This is a genomic window from Clostridium sp. MD294, assembly GCF_000364165.2.
Taxonomy (GTDB): Bacteria; Bacillota; Clostridia; order Lachnospirales; family Anaerotignaceae; genus Coprocola.
Map to the genome: position 1 here is coordinate 1,188,072 of NZ_CP097810.1, position 17,816 is coordinate 1,205,887.

27 protein-coding genes and 1 other annotated feature are annotated in these 17,816 nt (G+C 29.6%); of the genes, 20 read left to right on the forward strand and 7 right to left on the reverse strand.

Going from position 1 to position 17,816, the window contains the following annotated elements:
• The first annotated feature begins 3 nt into the window (after positions 1-3).
• Entirely contained in the window at positions 4-315 is a 312-nt protein-coding gene (locus C820_RS05835) for a hypothetical protein (RefSeq protein ID WP_004037308.1), read from the forward strand.
• Between the two features lie 93 nt (positions 316-408).
• Here C820_RS05835 and C820_RS05840 read toward each other — a convergent pair whose 3' ends face one another.
• Positions 409-690 (reverse strand): DUF2325 domain-containing protein, encoded by a 282-nt coding sequence (locus C820_RS05840; RefSeq protein ID WP_004037306.1) that lies wholly within the window; start codon positions 688-690, stop codon positions 409-411.
• A 195-nt stretch (positions 691-885) separates the two neighbouring features.
• Between C820_RS05840 and C820_RS05845 the strand changes: the two genes are divergently transcribed.
• Complete coding sequence (locus tag C820_RS05845) at positions 886-1,251, forward strand: metal-dependent transcriptional regulator (RefSeq protein WP_004037304.1); 366 nt, start codon at positions 886-888, stop codon at positions 1,249-1,251.
• A 61-nt stretch (positions 1,252-1,312) separates the two neighbouring features.
• Here the strand turns inward: C820_RS05845 and C820_RS05850 are convergent, their stop codons facing one another.
• On the reverse strand, positions 1,313-1,600 hold the full coding sequence (locus C820_RS05850; RefSeq protein WP_004037302.1) for a DUF6809 family protein: 288 nt from the start codon (positions 1,598-1,600) through the stop codon (positions 1,313-1,315).
• 221 nt (positions 1,601-1,821) lie between these two features.
• Here C820_RS05850 and C820_RS05855 point away from each other — a divergent pair, with 221 nt between their 5' ends.
• The 6 genes from C820_RS05855 to rplA all read left to right on the forward strand — a co-directional run bounded on the left by C820_RS05855 (position 1,822) and on the right by rplA (position 4,870).
• The gene (locus C820_RS05855) at positions 1,822-2,034 is read left to right on the forward strand and encodes a helix-turn-helix domain-containing protein (protein WP_004037300.1); all 213 of its coding nucleotides are present in this window, start codon (positions 1,822-1,824) and stop codon (positions 2,032-2,034) included.
• Between the two features lie 483 nt (positions 2,035-2,517).
• Positions 2,518-2,682 carry a 50S ribosomal protein L33 gene (gene rpmG / locus C820_RS05860; protein ID WP_279282654.1) on the forward strand — a complete coding sequence of 55 codons (165 nt, stop codon included), beginning with the start codon at positions 2,518-2,520 and terminating at the stop codon, positions 2,680-2,682.
• Between the two features lie 37 nt (positions 2,683-2,719).
• Positions 2,720-2,989 carry a preprotein translocase subunit SecE gene (gene secE, locus C820_RS05865; RefSeq protein WP_004037298.1) on the forward strand — a complete coding sequence of 90 codons (270 nt, stop codon included), beginning with the start codon at positions 2,720-2,722 and terminating at the stop codon, positions 2,987-2,989.
• A 34-nt stretch (positions 2,990-3,023) separates the two neighbouring features.
• On the forward strand, positions 3,024-3,578 hold the full coding sequence (gene nusG, locus C820_RS05870; RefSeq protein WP_004037296.1) for a transcription termination/antitermination protein NusG: 555 nt from the start codon (positions 3,024-3,026) through the stop codon (positions 3,576-3,578).
• 91 nt (positions 3,579-3,669) lie between these two features.
• Positions 3,670-4,095, forward strand: a complete 426-nt coding sequence (rplK, locus tag C820_RS05875; RefSeq protein WP_004037294.1) for a 50S ribosomal protein L11 — start codon at positions 3,670-3,672, stop codon at positions 4,093-4,095.
• 79 nt (positions 4,096-4,174) lie between these two features.
• Complete coding sequence (rplA, locus tag C820_RS05880; protein ID WP_004037292.1) at positions 4,175-4,870, forward strand: 50S ribosomal protein L1; 696 nt, start codon at positions 4,175-4,177, stop codon at positions 4,868-4,870.
• A 420-nt stretch (positions 4,871-5,290) separates the two neighbouring features.
• Here rplA and C820_RS05885 read toward each other — a convergent pair whose 3' ends face one another.
• Together C820_RS05885 and C820_RS05890 are read right to left on the reverse strand one after the other, a co-directional pair.
• A complete protein-coding gene (locus C820_RS05885; RefSeq protein WP_004037290.1) occupies positions 5,291-5,488 on the reverse strand; it encodes a hypothetical protein in 198 nt (65 codons plus the stop codon).
• Between the two features lie 2 nt (positions 5,489-5,490).
• Positions 5,491-6,666 carry a YkvI family membrane protein gene (locus C820_RS05890; RefSeq protein ID WP_004037288.1) on the reverse strand — a complete coding sequence of 392 codons (1,176 nt, stop codon included), beginning with the start codon at positions 6,664-6,666 and terminating at the stop codon, positions 5,491-5,493.
• A 492-nt stretch (positions 6,667-7,158) separates the two neighbouring features.
• Positions 7,159-7,272 (forward strand) — a sequence feature (ribosomal protein L10 leader region).
• Between the two features lie 52 nt (positions 7,273-7,324).
• Here C820_RS05890 and rplJ point away from each other — a divergent pair.
• The 11 genes from rplJ (at position 7,325) to C820_RS05945 (ending at position 15,559) form a co-directional block, all read left to right on the forward strand.
• A complete protein-coding gene (gene rplJ / locus C820_RS05895) occupies positions 7,325-7,825 on the forward strand; it encodes a 50S ribosomal protein L10 (RefSeq protein ID WP_004037286.1) in 501 nt (166 codons plus the stop codon).
• Between the two features lie 51 nt (positions 7,826-7,876).
• On the forward strand, positions 7,877-8,254 hold the full coding sequence (gene rplL / locus C820_RS05900; RefSeq protein ID WP_004037283.1) for a 50S ribosomal protein L7/L12: 378 nt from the start codon (positions 7,877-7,879) through the stop codon (positions 8,252-8,254).
• Positions 8,255-8,321: 67 nt separating this feature from the next.
• Positions 8,322-9,143, forward strand: coding sequence for a thermonuclease family protein (locus tag C820_RS05905; protein ID WP_004037281.1), 822 nt, complete (start codon positions 8,322-8,324; stop codon positions 9,141-9,143).
• A 12-nt stretch (positions 9,144-9,155) separates the two neighbouring features.
• Complete coding sequence (locus C820_RS05910) at positions 9,156-9,848, forward strand: GNAT family N-acetyltransferase (protein ID WP_004037279.1); 693 nt, start codon at positions 9,156-9,158, stop codon at positions 9,846-9,848.
• 199 nt (positions 9,849-10,047) lie between these two features.
• The gene (locus tag C820_RS05915; RefSeq protein ID WP_004037277.1) at positions 10,048-10,464 is read left to right on the forward strand and encodes a hypothetical protein; all 417 of its coding nucleotides are present in this window, start codon (positions 10,048-10,050) and stop codon (positions 10,462-10,464) included.
• A gap of 4 nt (positions 10,465-10,468) precedes the next feature.
• A complete protein-coding gene (mnmL, locus tag C820_RS05920; RefSeq protein WP_004037276.1) occupies positions 10,469-11,413 on the forward strand; it encodes a tRNA modification radical SAM protein MnmL/YtqA in 945 nt (314 codons plus the stop codon).
• Between the two features lie 16 nt (positions 11,414-11,429).
• Positions 11,430-12,065, forward strand: coding sequence for a hypothetical protein (locus tag C820_RS05925; protein ID WP_004037274.1), 636 nt, complete (start codon positions 11,430-11,432; stop codon positions 12,063-12,065).
• A 158-nt stretch (positions 12,066-12,223) separates the two neighbouring features.
• Entirely contained in the window at positions 12,224-13,537 is a 1,314-nt protein-coding gene (locus tag C820_RS05930; RefSeq protein ID WP_004037271.1) for an acetyl-CoA hydrolase/transferase family protein, read from the forward strand.
• A 78-nt stretch (positions 13,538-13,615) separates the two neighbouring features.
• Positions 13,616-14,074, forward strand: a complete 459-nt coding sequence (locus C820_RS05935) for a deoxycytidylate deaminase (RefSeq protein WP_004037270.1) — start codon at positions 13,616-13,618, stop codon at positions 14,072-14,074.
• 59 nt (positions 14,075-14,133) lie between these two features.
• Entirely contained in the window at positions 14,134-14,916 is a 783-nt protein-coding gene (locus C820_RS05940; protein ID WP_004037269.1) for a PhzF family phenazine biosynthesis protein, read from the forward strand.
• On the forward strand, positions 14,906-15,559 hold the full coding sequence (locus C820_RS05945; RefSeq protein WP_004037268.1) for a hypothetical protein: 654 nt from the start codon (positions 14,906-14,908) through the stop codon (positions 15,557-15,559). The genes C820_RS05940 and C820_RS05945 overlap by 11 nt, the downstream gene beginning before the upstream one ends.
• 197 nt (positions 15,560-15,756) lie before the next feature.
• Here the strand turns inward: C820_RS05945 and C820_RS05950 are convergent, their stop codons facing one another.
• Both C820_RS05950 and C820_RS05955 read right to left on the reverse strand, forming a co-directional pair.
• Positions 15,757-16,215 (reverse strand): hypothetical protein, encoded by a 459-nt coding sequence (locus C820_RS05950; RefSeq protein WP_004037267.1) that lies wholly within the window; start codon positions 16,213-16,215, stop codon positions 15,757-15,759.
• The gene (locus C820_RS05955; RefSeq protein ID WP_004037266.1) at positions 16,212-16,808 is read right to left on the reverse strand and encodes a GNAT family N-acetyltransferase; all 597 of its coding nucleotides are present in this window, start codon (positions 16,806-16,808) and stop codon (positions 16,212-16,214) included. Before C820_RS05955 ends, C820_RS05950 begins: the two co-directional genes overlap by 4 nt.
• A 154-nt stretch (positions 16,809-16,962) precedes the next feature.
• Between C820_RS05955 and C820_RS05960 the strand changes: the two genes are divergently transcribed.
• Positions 16,963-17,355, forward strand: coding sequence for a hypothetical protein (locus C820_RS05960; RefSeq protein ID WP_004037265.1), 393 nt, complete (start codon positions 16,963-16,965; stop codon positions 17,353-17,355).
• 36 nt (positions 17,356-17,391) lie between these two features.
• Here C820_RS05960 and C820_RS05965 read toward each other — a convergent pair whose 3' ends face one another.
• A complete protein-coding gene (locus C820_RS05965; RefSeq protein WP_004037264.1) occupies positions 17,392-17,799 on the reverse strand; it encodes a hypothetical protein in 408 nt (135 codons plus the stop codon).
• Between the last annotated feature and the right edge of the window lie 17 nt (positions 17,800-17,816).

Below are 17,816 nucleotides of genomic sequence, written 5' to 3' on the forward strand. Positions count from 1 at the left end.
TTTATGAAAGAAAAAACACATTATAAAAGATTTAGAACATTTGTGTTGTGGGTGTTGATTGCCACAATTATTTATTGTTGGAATAGACCATATACTTTTTCTGTTGTAGCGGTAATGTATGGCATATTTTTAATATTTAATAGATATTATTGCTATTTAGAAGAAAGAGAAGCAGAGAAAAAGCGTTTAGGGAAATATTTTCAAAAAGATAAATTTTATGAGCAGTATATGAAACAAAAACGTTCATTGATTAGAATGGAAATGATGATATTGGTAATGCTTTTTTTTGTATTGCAATATCATATGAATAAGTAAAAAAAGGCATATTGTTATTTTTAGACAATATGCCTTTTTTATTTGGGAGGTGTAATTGGTTAGTTAAAGCTAACTACATTATAAAAAATAATATTAACAACAGTGACAGTCTAATATTTTTTTTAAAGCACAGCAACTGCTGCTGTGAGAACGTGCTATTGCTATGTTATTTTTATTTGCTTCTTGTAAAGCACCACTTACCATACTATGAGAAACGGTACTTGTAAAAAGTACTAATAAATCGGGGTTACCAATTTTTGACTTAAAATTGCTAGGTAAATGAGTAAATACTTTTGCTTTACACTTATAATTTTTACAAATTTCTTTATATTGACAAACCATGCGGTCATGGCCTCCTATAATAACAACACTCATAAATATAGTAACTCCTTTCTTAAAGTAGTTATTAGTTAAAGCTAACTTTTGTTATTATAGTATCACTAACTGTTGATTTTGTCAATATGCTATTTTAGTAATGACAATGGTTTTATTGCTTATTAATGTGGAATATGGTATGATAATATCTATAGAAATAATATTTTTTTGAAAAAAAGTGTGGTGTGAAAAGTAATGAAATTACAAGAGTCTGGAGAGAATTATTTAGAAACAATATTGATTTTAGAAAAAAGAAATGGTATTGCACGTTCTGTTGATGTAGCGAATGAATTGGGATTTTCAAAGCCTAGTGTAAGTAGAGCAATGTCTGTGTTGAAAGAAGCGGGGTATGTAAAAGTTGGACAAATCAATCAGCTTCTTTTAACAGAAAAAGGAAAAGAAGTAGCTGAAAAAGTATATCAAAAACATTGTGTGCTAAAAGAATTTTTAATGCAGATAGGAGTAGAAGAAGAAATAGCAGCAAAAGATGCCTGCCGTATGGAACACGTAATTAGTGAGCAAACACTGAAATGTATATTAAAACATATGGATAAAAAATAATATTGTCCATACCTGCAAAATATTAAATAAAATGTAGGTATGGACTTTTGTTTTTTAGGCTTTAAGGTTGTAAAAAGGAACTTTGTTCTGAAAGTATTTCCATTGTCATCAATGCACCTAGACAATAACCTCTGATAAAATTGTTTTGTGTATCGTAATAATTTTCATCAGAAATAACGTCTAATAAATTTTGAAGTAGTTTTTGTTCATCATCATTTAATTTTTCGTTTAATTCATTGTAAAGTTGTAAATTTTTTTCTATTAGTTTTTGACGCTCAGGAGTTCTTTTTTGAACAATTTCTGTTACATAGAGTTCGCCGTCTGCAAATGCTTGTAAAATTTTTCCCATAAACTTCTTCCTTTCTGGTATTTTTATTTTTTACATGAAAAATTTTTTTGACTTTTTAATATACTAATAAATATAATATTATATTTTATAGTATATATTCTATATTAATAAATATAATAAGTCAATATATAAATTTGTTATTTAAAGTATAAGTTTACACGTATATTTGATTTTTTGTACAAAAAAGTGTATTATTACTAAAAAAGAAAGAGGTGCAAAATATGGGAATGTCGTTGAAAATACGAACAATTCTATTAGAAAGAAATATGACGATTAAAGAGTTAAGTGATAGATTAGGTTACAAAGGAGCAAATTTTTATAATAAATTAAAAAAGGATAATTTGACTGAAAAAGAATTACACAGAATTGCTGATGTTTTGGATTGTGATTATGATGGAGTTTTTACTTTTAGAGATACAGGAAAACAAATTTAATAGAATTTTTTAGAGGGGGAAACTTTTTTCACTTGTGAAAAGTTTCCCCGTGTCCGTTGGACACTCCCCTTCAAAAACACGCTTGAAAGCGTAGAAGACCGTAGGGCGTTGCCCTACAACCCACAAACTTTTTGAAAAAAGTTTGACAAAAACTTTAATGAGAAAACTTCGTTTTCTCTATTTCAAACGAAATAAAAAACAAAATTAAAGAGGAGAAACTTTTTTCACTTGTGAAAAGTTCCCCCATGTCCGTCGGACACTCCCCTTCAAAAACACGCTTATAGCAGGAAAGACCTTGAGGGCTCTACCCTCAACACACCCTCAAGCTCTTTTTAAAGGGCTTGAGCCCAAATTTTTATTTTTTTACACAAAAAAGTTACAAAATTAAAAAATATTTTGGAACAGTATTGACAACAAAAAGGAGTTATGATATTCTTTTAGGCAGAAAGACGCAAGTCTTTTTTTTATGCAGAAAATTGACTAATGGAGGTGGAAGTCTTGAGAACAAGGATTACCTTAGCTTGCACAGAATGCAAACAAAGAAACTACAGCACAACAAAGGACAAAAAAACAATGCCTGACAGAATGGAACTGAAAAAGTATTGTAAGTTCTGTAAATCCCATACATTACACAAAGAAACAAAGTAATGAGGGAAAATTACTTGTTTTTAAGGAAGTGAACAGTATGGCAGAAAATAACACCACAAACCCAAGCGGAAAAGACGAATTAAAAAAGCAAAAAAAACAGCCAAATAAAAACAGTAAGCCTACATTTTCTGAAACAGTAGCAGATTATAAAGCAGAGTTTAAAAAAATTGTGTGGCCTACAAGACAAGAATTGGCAAAAAAAACAGTGACAGTAATTCTTACTTCTTTATTAGTCGGAGTTATTGTTTCCTGTATGGATATGGTGTATTCAGCAGGATATGATTGTATACTGAATTTGTTAGGATAATAAAATCAAGTAGAAAAAGGAATGATATGGTATTATGTCTGATGAAACAATAAGACCAGAGGAAGTAAAAGCATCAAATGAAATGAGATGGTATGTTGTGCATACTTATTCTGGATATGAAAATAAAGTAAAAGCCAACATTGAAAAAATCATTGAAAATAGAGGTATGCAAGACCAAATATTAGAGGTTAGTGTGCCTTTGCAAGATGTTGTTGAAATCAAAAATGGTCAAAAAAAGACAGTGCAGAGAAAAGTATTTCCTGGCTATGTGTTGTTAAAAATGATTATGAATGATGATACATGGTATGTTGTAAGAAATACAAGAGGAGTGACAAGTTTTGTCGGCCCTGGTTCAAAGCCTGTTCCGCTGACAGATGAAGAAGTATTTGCTATGGGCATAGGTAGCTCTGTAGAAAATATAGATGTAGAACTGGGCGATGCTGTAAAAGTGATAGCAGGACCTTTTGCAAATTCTGTAGGCATTATAAAAGAGATTAATACCAATAAAAGAATAGTGGTTGTAAAACTGTCTATATTTGGCAGAGAAACACCTGTTGAACTTGATTTTGGACAAATTGAAAAAGTATGATATTCGTTTCTGCACAGGCAAATAAAAATAGGGCTTGTGCGTGGGAGGGAAAAAATCCCCGTTAATTACCACATATATAGGAGGTGCCGAAATGGCAAAAAAAGTTACAGGTTATATCAAATTACAAATTCCAGCAGCAAAAGCAACACCAGCCCCACCTGTTGGTCCTGCATTAGGTCAGCATGGTGTAAATATTATGGGCTTCTGTAAAGAATTTAATGAGAAAACAGCTTCTCAAGCAGGACTTATTATTCCTGTTGTTATCACAGTATATCAAGACAGAAGTTTCACTTTTATTACAAAAACTCCACCAGCAGCAGTATTGTTGAAAAAGGCTTGCGGTATTGAGTCTGGCTCTGGTGTGCCAAACAAAACAAAAGTTGCAAAAATTTCAAAAGCAGAAGTAATGAAAATTGCAGAAACAAAAATGCCAGATTTGAATGCTGCATCTATTGAAGCTGCATATAGCATGATTTGCGGTACAGCAAGAAGCATGGGCATTACAGTAGAAGAATAATAAATAATAAAAAGGGTAAAAAATGCCCAAATAGTGGGAGGGAATTCTCCCGATATTACCACATAAGGAGGTCACAAGAGTGAAAAGAGGAAAAAAATATATTGAAAAAGCAAAGTTAGTAGATAAAACAATGCTTTATGATACAGCAGAAGCGATTGATTTGGTACAAAAAACAGCATCTGCAAAATTTGATGAAACTGTAGAAGCACATATTCGTTTGGGTGTTGACAGCAGACATGCTGACCAACAAGTACGTGGTGCCGTTGTTCTTCCACACGGTACAGGTAAAACAGTTCGTGTATTAGTATTTGCAAAAGGTGATAAAGCAGAGGAAGCTTTAGCAGCTGGAGCAGACTTTGTAGGAGCAGAGGACTTAATTCCAAAAATACAAAATGATAACTGGTTTGGATTTGATGTTGCAGTTGCAACGCCTGATATGATGGGTGTTGTAGGTCGTTTAGGACGTGTGTTAGGCCCTAAAGGCTTGATGCCTAATCCAAAAGCTGGTACTGTTACAATGGACGTAACAAAAGCTGTAAAAGACATTAAAGCAGGTAAAATTGAGTATCGTTTGGATAAAACAAATATTGTTCATGTTCCTGTAGGTAAGGTATCTTTTGGTTCTGAAAAATTAAGTGAGAACTTCCAAACTCTTATGAGTGCATTGATAAAAGCAAAACCAGCAGCAGCAAAAGGTCAGTATATGAAGAGTGTTGTTATTTCAACAACAATGGGACCTGGTGTAAAAATTAACCCTGCTAAAATAACAGAATAATAAAATAGAAAATAGTTTTTCTATTGAACATCAAAAAAAGGCTTATATGTAAACTTATAAGCCTTTTTACTAGATAACTTTAAAAAAACTCCCTTTCACATTATACGAAAGGGAGTTTTTATTAACGTTCAAATACCACAACATAACAGTCTAAAACCTGTTCACAGGGTATAGCAGCAGCATTTTGTACAGAAAATTTTTGTTTTTGGTACTGAATTTTAGGTTCTGTAGAAAATGCAGGCAATGTTTTGTCAGTGCTGATGCCGTTAGCATCGGCTTCAGAAAAATTCCACGCAAATTCACAATTACAAAATTCTTTATTTGCAATAATTCTTTCAGGTAAAAGTAATTGTTAAGAATGAAGCAATAAATGTTATTGTATTTCCTTTTTTGGTAAGAAATATTAAAAACTGTACTATCCTAATGTGCTATATTTAGCCAACCGCGTTTTCCATAACCTTCTACAGCTGTGTTTAATTCCATATATGTTGTGTTGTCTGCCCTAATTTCTGCGTTAATTCGTAAAACAGGCCTGAGAGAATGAAAGTCATTGGGTAAAAGTGCACGAAGCCTGTCCTGCCCCACTTCATACGCCATAACAAATTGTTCGACTTTCATTGTTATCCCTCTCTTTTTACTTGATATTGATATTGCTTTCCATTTTGTTCTTTATGTTTTTTTATAATTTTATAGACACCTACTGTTAATAATGGAACAACATATATAATTAAAAATGCGTAAGCAAGACCATTGTAAACAGTAGCAATTAAATCAATAATACCAATTCTGGAAAGTATCATAGCACCAATAAGTATTACTAATGTGAGTATAGCTTGCTGAGGGCGTGTCATTTTATTTTTATGCAATTCTCCTAAGCCATTGTTTACACGTTCAATACAAGCGTGAATAATACCTGTAGATGTTTCAATAAGTGTCCAACCCATAACAATACCAAATATACCTATCACAACAGGGCCAGCAACACCTTGCATCATAGATAACCAAGGTACAGAAGCAGCTAATACATCTTCATTAGGATAAAAACACATTACAGCGAAATAAGTTAAAAACCAAGGAATTGTCATTAAAATACCACCTATAATACCGCTGATAATGGACTCGCTTGTTTTGGTCTGTCTTTTGATAGTAAAGAAAGAAGAAGGTACTACAACTAAATTGTAAGCACAATATAATATGCCACTCCATAATATAGCAGGAGCTGTTGCATTAGGTACAAAGCTTGTATCATTTGTTGCAAAAACCTGTGACATATTTTCATGATTATTACTAATAACAATTACTGCAAAAATAATGTATCCTACATAAAGTGCAATAGTACCATAAGTTTCAAAACGTTCAATTAGACGTTCACCAAAGAAATTTAATATACCTACAATAATTGTAATAGCAGCAACGCCTACCCAATAATTAAGACCAAGTGTCTGTTCTACAATAGAGCCTGTTGCAGAAGCCATAACAGCAATAATAACAATCATAAATAAAAAATAGACTATATCGAAAACAATCCAAAGAGGGCCTCCGATTTCTTTTATAAAAGATTTGTAGTCATAAACTTTGTATAAACGAATAAGTTCAAATGACAGTGCTGCAATAATAGCAAATCCTAAAAAAGTGCCTACACCAGCTAACCAACCCATAGCACCAAATTTTGCACCATATTCTACAATTTCACGTCCAGTAGCATAGCCACCACCAATTAAAACAGATTGTAAGACAATACCTGGCAGTATCAATTTACCAAAAGCACCATCAAAAAAGTTTTTTTTGTTTTCCATAATCATTCCCCACTTTCATTTATAAAGAAAACAATATTACACCAAATTTTCATTATTAGAGAAATAAAAATAACAATAATAATATAATTAATATGATTGTCAATTTTCTCAAAATGATATGAAATGTTACTGTATTTCATATTGTTTGTCAATAGTATAATTTCCGAAATTTTTAGCAGTAACAGAACAATATTATTGTAAAAAATTCTACTATTTTTATTGATTTTAATAGAAAAAATAGTTCTGTTGTTTGATATTAAGTCATATTATGAATAAAAAAGTGCAGTAATTTTAATGTTTTATAGTGTTTTGTATGAAATATTGTATGATTGTATAGAATTTGATTAAAAATAATATATTTTTTGTTTAATTTGTATAAATATGCACTATAATATTGTGACGATTTATTTATAATGAGAATGATATATAAAAAATAATAAAAAGAAATACAGAAAAATATTGACATTTAGTATAGGACATGATATAGTGTAACAGTTGAAAAAAATATTGCCGTAGACAGCAGGTGCATAAGCGGAAATCCTGCCGAGGAAAATTGTTAAAATCATTCTCTCTTTGTCTGCGTCAAAGAGATTTTTTTTATGTTTTTTATTTGTAAAAAAAGTTTTCTTTTCTATATGATTTAAGGAGGTGTAAAGAAATGGCAAAAGTAGAACAAAAAAAGGTTATCGTTGATGAAATCAAACAAAAACTGGAAAAAGCGTCTTCTGTTGTTGTAGTAAATGCAAGAGGCTTGACAGTAGAACAAGATACAATATTAAGAAAAAGTTTGAGAGAAGCTGGCGTTGACTATAAGGTATATAAAAATACAATGGTACGTTTTGCAATTAAAGATACACAGTTTGAAGGTTTAGAGCCATACTTGGAAGGCCCAAGTACATTTGCGTTTAGCTATGAAGATGCTACAGCAGCAGCAGCTATATTGAGCAAAACAGCAAAAGATGTCAAAGTATTAGAATTTAAAGCTGGTGTAATAGAAGGTATCACATATGATGCAGAAGGTATGAAAGCAATTGCTGAAATCCCTTCCAGAGAAGTATTACTTTCCAAACTTTTGGGCAGCTTCAAATCTCCAATATCTTCCTTTGCACGTGTTATCAAACAAATTGCAGAAAAAGATGGAGAAAAGGCAGCAGAATAATACAAAAATCATTTGAAAATATCGTATAAAAAATTATGGAGGTGCTTTAAAATGGCAAAATTATCAATTGAAGAAATCATTGCAGCAGTAGAAGAATTGACTGTATTGGAACTTAATGACTTAGTAAAAGCAGCAGAAGAAAAATTTGGTGTATCCGCAGCAGCAGGTGTTATGGTAGCAGCAGGCCCAGCAGCAGGTGGTGCAGCAGCAGATGAAAAAACAGAATTTGATGTAGAATTGACAGAAGTTGGTTCTGAAAAAATTAAAGTAATCAAAGCTGTTAGAGAAGTAACAGGACTTGGATTAAAAGAAGCAAAAGAAGTAGTTGATGGTGCTCCTAAAATATTGAAAGAACAAGTTTCTAAAGAAGAAGCTGAAGAAATCAAAACAAAACTTTCTGAAGTTGGTGCAACAGTAACATTGAAATAATGTATAAAAAATAAAACGGTATGCTGTATGGCATACCGTTTTTTGGTATTATAAGGAGGATAATATTATGAAATGGAAAAATACAATAGCTGTATTGTTGAGTACAGTATTGTTTTGTTTTGGTATTTTAACAGGCTGTGATGATATAAATGATATTAATATAGAAGATATTGCTATAGAAGATGTAGAAACACAAGATATAATAGTAGAAGATGAAACAATAGAGTATGCTGATGCAAATAATGAGGAGATAGAAACAGTAGAAGTAGCGAGTGTAGTAGATGGGGATACTATAAAAGTTTATTTAGAAGGAGAAAGATATACTATTCGAATGATAGGAATAGATACTCCTGAAAGTGTACACCCTGATGAAACAAAAAATACAATATATGGACAAAAAGCAAGTGATTACGCAAAACAAACTATTGAAAAAGGACAAATAGTATATTTAAGTAAAGATGTTTCAGATAGAGATAAATATGATAGATTATTGCGATATGTTTGGCTGGAAAAACCAGTTGATGTTAATGATGAAAATGAAATTAGAGAAAAAATGTATAATGCAAAAGTAGTATTAGATGGTTATGCAAATGTATATGAATATGCACCAAATAATACATTGTATGATTTGTTTTTGTCATTTGAGGCAGAAGCAGAACAAAATAATAGAGGGCTTTGGGCAGAAAATGGACTAAATACAGAAAATATAGAGAGAGCAGAGGCACAAAAAGAAGCAGAAGAGGATATTTTTATAGGAAATAAAAATAGCAAAAAACTGCATAGTTCTTATTGTACTGATTTACCACAAGAAAAAAATAGAATTTATTTTGATAGTAAAGAGGAAGCAATAGAACAAGGCTATGAAGTAGATAGTAGATGTATAAAATAAAGGAAGTTTTGTATGGAATTTGAAAAGTTTATTTTTATTTTGGAAAACGATTATAAAAAGGAGATAAAAATGGTTACAATTAGAAATGAAAAAGAAACAGATTATGCTAAAGTAGAAGAAATTACAAGAAAAGCATTTTATAATTTGTATGTTCCAGGTTGTGTAGAACATTATTTAGTGCATATTATGAGAAACCATAATGACTTTGTACCAGAATTAGATTTTGTATTAGAAAAAGAAAATGAAATTATTGGAAACATCATGTATACAAAATCAAAATTGATAGATAAAAGTGGAGAAGAAAAACAAATATTGACATTTGGCCCTGTTTGTATATTGCCAGAGTATCAAAGAATGGGTTACGGAAAAATGCTGATAGAACATTCTTTTGATAAGGCTATAGAAATGGGATATGATACCATTGTAATATTCGGAAGTCCAAGTAATTATGTTAGCTTAGGATTTCAAAGCTGTAAAAAATATCATATTTGTGATGAAAATGGAAAATATCCAACAGCAATGATGATAAAGGAATTAAAACAAAATGCCTTAGAAGGGAAAAAATGGACATACTATTATAGTGATATTATGAATGTTGATGAAAAAGAAGCACAAAAATTTGATGAAAATTTAGAAAAAATGGAAAAAAAATATCAGAAAAGCCAAGAAGAATTTTATATTTATAGTCATTCTTTTGTAGAATAATATTTTATAAAAGTATACAATAATTTTAGTAGTATTTTGTATAGAAAGTATAAAATAATGGTATTTGAAAAAAAAGTCATAAAAAAAGAAGGAATTTTTTATTTTTTATAGAATATTTAAAATTATAATGAAAATACTATGAAAAAGTCGATGTACACAACGAATATATAAAATAAACCACGTTAAGGGGGAGATTGCAATGATACAAATTTTAATAGGTGAAAAAGGCGAAGGAAAAACAAAACGTTTAATAGATATGTCAAATGAAGCAGGAAAATTGTCTGATGGACATATAGTATTTATTGATGATGATAATAGACATATGTATGATTTACATTACAATATTCGTTTTGTAGATACAACAGGATTTAGAATGGAAGATCAAAGGATATTCTTTGGATTTATATGTGGTATATTATCTCAAGATGGAGATATTGAAAAAATTTATATTGATGGATTAAATAATATTGTAAAATATATGACAGATGATGATTTGTTTGCTTTTATTAATGAATTAGAAAAAGTATCTGAAAAAGCAAATGTTGATTTTATTATGACAATTAGTCGTGATAAAGAAACAATACCAGAAGCATTAAAAAGTTATCTGATTTCTTAAAAATATGGAACAATATATTTATAACCGATATGCTGTTTATTTAAAAGAGCATTATGGACAGAAAATTTATAAATTGCCTGTGCATATTCCTGTTTCGTGTCCAAATCGAAAAAATGGCAGATGTGGTTGTACCTATTGCGGTCAAAAGGGCGGCGGATTGGAACAGAAATCCGACGCTTTTTCTGTTGAAGAACAGTTAAAAGGAAATATGGCATATATTTCAAAGAGGTATAAGGCAGAAAAATTTATAGCTTATTTTCAAAGCTTTACAAATACCTATTTGATTTTAGAGGAATTTCAAAAATATATGGAACAAGCAGTGCAAAAAAATATAGTAGAAATTGCTGTTTCCACAAGACCAGACTGCATTAGAGAGGAGTACTTAAAAGTATTAAAACAACTAGCTGAAAAAAATGATATAGAAATCACAGTAGAATTAGGACTACAGACAGCAAATTATCATAGTCTTGAAAAAATAAATAGGGGACATACATTAGCAGAATATATTGAGGCTTGTATGCTAATAAAACAATATGGATTTCATTTATGCACTCATGTAATATTGAATTTGCCTTATGATGAAAAAATTGATGTAATAGAAAGTGCAAAACTGGTTTCTGTAATGAAAAATGACTATGTAAAGCTGCATAGTTTGTATATTGAAAAAGGCACAAAAATGGCAGAAGAATATGCAAAAGGAATGTTTGAAATTTGTAGTATAGAAGAATATAAAGAAAGAGTAAAACTGTTTTTAGAATATATTTCACCCAATATATGGATACAAAGATTGTTAGGTAGAGCACCAGAGCAAGATACCTTTTTTGCAAATTGGGGGCAAAGTTGGTGGAAAATAAGAGATGAAATTGAACAAGAGATGATAGCAGAAAACAGATACCAAAGTAAGAAATTTCATTATTTAGGTGGAAAAGGAGTAAAAGAATTTTTTTAATGAAAGAAGGTTTTTTATGAATATTATTTTAATTACTCCTAATTATTTATCACCACAACAATTATATTGTAGTTTAAAAGCTATGGCAATATTAGAAATTATACTAATACCACAACAAAAGTCTTTTTTACGTGTAGTAAAGAAATATCCATCCAAAAAAGCCTATTTTATTAATAATGGTGCTGGTGATACAGTTGATATTTTATTTGAAGATATAGGTGTGTTGATAAAGGGATTTGACCATGAAAGCAAATTAAATCAGTTTGGTGCTGATGAATGGAATGAAAATTTTTTTAGAGATACTTATGCAAATATACCACATAGTTTTTTTTATATCTATGAAAATAAAGAAGAATTATATTATATGACATTCTGTATGTGGTATGATAATAAAATGCAATGTTGGAAACAAAATATTTTAGAAAGTTTAAAAGAATATGATAATGGAAAAGATTTTTTGCTTTCTTATATTTGTATAAATGCACAACAATGGATAGAATGGGCAAAGTATTATTTTGATATGGATATAAATTGTGAAGTGGTAGAAAAAGTATATAGAAATGAACAAATAACAATAAATGACATTGTTGCATTCAATCCAAAATGCGATGTAAAACAAGTATTACAAGAAATATTTGATTTGGAGTGTTGAGTATTTTTTTAAATACTGGAATTTTAATGTAAAATTTGATAAAATAAAGAAAATGAATAGTAAAAGCCTTTTTATATTTCCCCAAATGTTAAGGCTTTTAGTAATTTATTTTAATAGAAAAAAACTGTAAATGAAATATTTTAAAGGAGGCGTTACCAATGGGAAATCGTTTTGAAGAAATGTATAAACAAAAATTAGCAAGCCCAGAAGAAGTAGCAACATATGTAAAGTCAGGTAATATTTGTGCTTGCCCTACAGCATTAGGTGAACCATCATCTATTATAAAAGCAGTAGGAGAAAGAGCAAAAAAAGGTGAAATTGAAAATGTATATCATCATGCTATATTGTCAGTAAAACCTGGTTCTGCTTTTTTAGACCCAGAATTAAGAGGAAGATATGATTATGTTTCTTGGTTTACAAGTGGCCCAGGAAGAAAAGGAATACAGCAAGGATTATATGATTATATACCTAACCACTATAGTACAATGCCACTATATTGGACAGAAGTAATGCCAAGATTAGATGTATTTTATGCTGAAGTTTCTCCTATGGATAAACATGGATATTTTTCTTTTGGAATGTCAGGAGCAGAAATACCAGCTATGCCAGAAAGAGCAAGCATTATACTTTTGGAAGTAAACAAAAAAATGCCAAGAACATTTGGTAATAATTTAATACACATTTCACAAGTAACAGCAGTATGTGAAAGTGATAGACCACTTTCAGAATTGCAAAATCCACCATTGTCAGAAAATGATAAAAAAATAGGTGGTATGATAGCAGAGCTAGTACCAGATGGAGCAACATTACAGTTAGGTATAGGTGGTATACCTAATGCAGTAGGAATATTATTAAAAGATAAACAAGATTTAGGTATTCATACAGAAATGTTTACAGATAGTATGGTAGATTTGCTGGAATGTGGTGCTGTTACAAATAAAAAGAAACCACTTAATAAAGGCAAAACGATTGCAACATTGGCATGGGGAACACAAAAAATGTATGATTATGTAGATGATAATCCTTCATTTGAAATGCACCCAGTAAGCTATACAAATGACCCTTATATTATAGGACAGCATGATAATTTTATTTCTGTAAATGCTGCAGTAGAAATTGACTTATTTGGACAAGTTTGTGCAGAAAGTATAGGTACAAAACATTATAGCGGAAGTGGCGGACAGTTGGATTATGTAAGAGGTGCTAATCTGTCCAGAGGTGGAAAAGGCTTTATTGCAATGCAGTCTACAGCAAAAGATGGTACAATTTCAAAAATCAAACCTGTATTAACACCTGGTTCTATTGTAACAACAGGTAAAAATGATGTAGATTATATTGTAACAGAAAATGGCGTAGCAAGATTAAAAGGATTGACAGCAGGAGAAAGAGCAAAACTTTTAATTTCATTGGCTGCACCACAGTTTAGAGAAGAATTGACATTTGAAGCAAAAAAAATGTATTTGATGGTATAATCAATAATGGGAAATCTTCTTTGTTTATAGAAGATTTCCCATATTATTTTAAAAAATAAAAAAAGGAGATGGAGAGTAATGCGTTCAAGTTGGGACGAATATTTCATGCAGATTGTAGAGGTAGTAAAAACGAGGTCTACTTGTTTAAGAAGACAGGTAGGAGCAGTCATTGTAAAAGATAATAGAATTATTACTACAGGATATAATGGAGCTCCTTCTCATTTAAAACATTGTACAGAATTGGGAGGCTGTGAAAGGGAAAAAATGGGTATACCATCAGGACAGCGTCACGAACTTTGTAGAGCATTGCACGCAGAGCAAAATGCAATTATACAGGCAGCAAAATTAGGAAATACTACAGAAGGTGCAACATTATATGTTAATGTACAACCTTGTGTCATTTGTGCTAAAATGCTAATTAACGCAGGTATTATAAAAGTGGTTTATAAAGGAGATTATCCTGATGAAATGTCAAAAGCAATGTTGGAAGAGGCAAATATTGAACTGGTAAAAATGGAAAATATAAATGAAGTATAAAACTGTTTCATTTTATATTACATAGAATTAGTAAAAAACAAAAAGGAGAAAATAACATAATGAAATATTTTGTAATAGATGCTTTTGCAGAAAAAGTATTTCAAGGAAATCCAGCAGGTGTCTGTATATTAGAAAAGCCGTTAAAACAAAGAATAATGCAAAATATCGCAAAAGAGAATAATTTGTCAGAAACTGCTTTTGTTTATAAAGAAAAAGAACAATACTTTTTAAAATGGTTTACACCAATATCAGAAATTGATTTATGTGGTCACGCAACTATGGCTGCTGCTTATGTTATTATGAATTTCATAGAAAAAATGACTTCTGTTGTAACATTTCATACCAAAAGTGGAATATTGATAGTAGAAAAAAAGGGAAATTTGTTTGAAATGGATTTACCTTGTTATATGCCTGAAAAAATAGATGTTATAGAAAAAGTGACAGATGTAATAGGTATAAAACCTGTAGAAACTTATATTTCAAGAGATTTGATAATACTTTTGGAAAATGAAAATCAAGTAAAAAATATAAAACCAGATTTTGATAAAATGGAAAAATTAAATATAGGTTTAGGCGTTGTAGTAACAGCAAAAGGAAAAGAAGTAGATTTTGTTTCACGCTATTTTACACCAGAATTAGAAAATAAAGAAGATGCTGTAACTGGTTCTTCTCATAGTAGTTTAATACCTTTTTGGGCGAAAAGACTTCAAAAAAATGATATGGTAGCAAAACAGATTTCTGAAAGAGGAGGAATATTGTATTGTAAAAATAAAGGGCAGAGAGTAAAAGTAAGTGGCACTGCTGTGTTGTATATGATGGGAGAAATCAATATTGAATACTAATATAAAAGAAATTGAATTAAATGGATTGACAAATTTAGAAATAGTAGCAGGTGGTACACAAGAATGGTATTGGAGTATAGACATTACAGGAGGAGATTTATATGAAGCACAACAGTTGTTTCAAAAAGGAGAAATATTATGTAATCATTTGTATTTGATACATTATCCTGATGGTAAAGTATACAATAATGAAGCATTGACAGCAAAAGGGTGTTATTTTGGAAAACCGATTTATAATAATGGCTTTGTAATAATATTGCAAGTAGATTTTATAAAAAAAATGATATTTCTTTTTCGCTTTGAAGCAGTATATAATAAAGCAGTAAAAATAATAGAATTGCCTCTTTGTGCTATAAAAGATTGTTATAATTTATGTTTACATAAAAGTCCTTTAATGTTAACAATACAGTCAAGTGATAATTATTTTGAAATTGTATGGCCTGAAAAAGTAAAATTTTCTATAGAGAACAGAGAAAGCTTTTGTTTTAGAGAAGAAAATAAATTATATTTTAATGTGTGGTATGAACAGCCAGAATATAGAGAGGAAACGGTTGTTAGATTGCTTCCTGAAGGAAATATAGTAGAGAGATTTTCAGGGTATATTTTTGTTATGCCAAATGGAGAAAAATGGCATTTAAAATAGAGTAGTAATCTATTGTTGTATATGAGAATAGATTTTTTTATTTAAAAATGGTATATTTCATGGTTATACTAAAGAAGTCAAATGGTATAAAGTGAAATATACTATTTTTGAAATTGCTAAATGAAAAGAAATACAAAGTAATATTATATTATTGTTTATATTGTATTTGTAGTATGTTAAACAAAAAACAGCAGTATTTAAAATAATAAATATTCAATAATGATATTATTTAGCCTATATGTTTTTTGAGAAAGTTTAGACGTTTTTGCTTTAATGATATAATCTTTTATATTGTCGTAACCTGAAGGAGTTTTTGCTTTTATAATTTCTTGTTTATTTAAAAATATGCAGTCTTTTAATTGTAAAATAATCTCTATTATTATTTTAGGAAGTTGTTCTATATCAATATTACCTTCAAATACAATTTCTCCATATGTATCAGAAGATACTAAATTATTTCTGTAATAGTCAAATATAAAACATTCATTGCACCAATATAAATAAACACAATTATTTCCATAAAGAGTAAAATAAAATTCTTGTTGTTCACCGTCTAATATAATACTAGTAGTATTATCGGTGTTATGTATGATACGAAATTGACTTTGAAATATAGTATATAATGCTTTTTGGTATATAGCTTCTATTTTATTCATAATGTATTGTTTCCTTTACTGTAAAGCATAAATTTGACATCATCAAAATTTTTTAAAGGGAAAGGTTCTATACTGTGAGAACCGATGTATTTTTCAAGATGTATAATGTCATACCATTTATGAAATTTATAGCCACATTGATTTAATTTTCCGACTACTTCATAACCCATATGTTTGTGAAATTGTAAACTGTTTTTATTAAGGTGTTCGTCTTGTTGCTCAGTATAAGCAACACAAGCAATAATATTTATAATGTTTTGAGCTTTTAGTAACCTTTCTAATGTTTCATAAAGTTTTTTTCCTATACCCATTTTTCTAAAATTTTGTGCTATGTAAATAGATACTTCTGCTGTCCAAGTGTATGCAGTTCTTTTGCCAAAAGCACCTGCATAGGCATAACCTACTATTTTATTATCTGATACTGCTACAATATAAGGATATTTTTGCAATGTTTGAGTAATTCTGTCTGTAAACTCTTGTAAAGAAGGTACTTCGTACTCAAATGTGATAGCAGTGTTTTGTATATAAGGGGCATAAATGTCAAGTAATGCTTTTGCGTCTTGTGATGTTGCAGTACGAATTGTAATTTCCATAAAATATCATTCCTCTGTATTTTGATAGTAGAAATATAGCATAAAATGAAAAGTAAATCAATTATAAATAGTAGTATATTGTTGACTATAATAAAAAAATGTTGTAAAATGTAGATATAATATTATGAAAATAGTCAATAAATAGGGGAATGATATGATGAAAAAGTATGTTTTATCAGATACTTTTTGTTTATATACAGCAATTATTTGTCAATGCTATATTATGTGGTATGAAAAATTTTTGTATTATAAATACTATTTTGTAGATTTATTTATGATAATTTATCAATTTATAGCATTTCCTTTATTTTGGTTTTGTGTTGTGAAACCATTAGGAAGTATGTTTCAAAAAAAAGTTTGTATAAAAAGGAGTGAAATGCTAAAAAAGTTAAATATGATATTGTTATTGGTGTATATATTATTTTATATAGCAGTAACAAGTAATTTCATTCATTATTCATCATTGTTAAAATTTTTTGTACATATACTTTTTGGAACAGTAGGTTTTATAAATGGATTGTATTATCGATGTAGTAATAAAAAATAAGCAGTTACTTTAAAAGAGAAGTAACTGCTTTTATTATTAAATACTTTCACTATTTACACCAGTTAATAAAAATAATTTTAGATTTTTGTCATAACAAAAAGTAACTTCTAAGCCTAAATAGTCATCTTTATATCCTAAATCAATACCAATAAAAGCAGTACGAATACTTAAAAAATCAATATCTTCAAAATTTATTTCACTGAGATACCATTCACCAGTAAGCATAGAAGGTCTAGGGAAGTAATTTTCATTACATAGATTATCGCAATTCACATAATATTTTATTTCTCTTTCTACTGTTTCCATAATATTTTTTTTGTTTGCTTCAAATAACATTTTAAATTTGTTGTTGCCAAATATTACTCTTGTTTGAAGCTGATTTTCAAAAGAACAATACTCATTGTTTGTATTAGGTTTTGTTAAAAAAATACGTTTGATTTCCATATTATGTTTTTCTCCTG